Raw genomic sequence first — 313 nt, forward strand, 5'->3', positions numbered from 1 at the left:
GCTGTAAAGAAGATAGCGTCAACGCCTTTCATACGAGCTGTGTAAGAACCGATGTATTTGTGGATACGGCTAACGAATACATCAAGTGCTACTTTCGCACGGTGGTCGCCTTCTTCTTCTTTCGCAATGATGTCACGTAGGTCACTAGAGTAACCAGTAAGACCTAACATACCACTCTTCTTGTTTAATACGCTAACTACTTCTTCTACTGTTTGGCCAGTTTTTTCCATGATGTATGGAATTAAAGCAGGGTCAATGTTACCAGAACGTGTACCCATTGTTACACCAGCAAGTGGAGTGAAGCCCATAGAAG

The 313-nt window shown here is 43.1% G+C and carries 1 pseudogene; it reads right to left on the bottom strand.

The window, feature by feature from the left end:
- Window positions 1–313, bottom strand: a pseudogene (ackA, locus tag ACSG5Z_RS30180) (acetate kinase); the annotation flags it as partial.

Source organism: Bacillus pretiosus, assembly GCF_051294775.1.
In the GTDB taxonomy this organism is placed as follows: Bacteria; Bacillota; Bacilli; order Bacillales; family Bacillaceae_G; genus Bacillus_A; species Bacillus_A wiedmannii.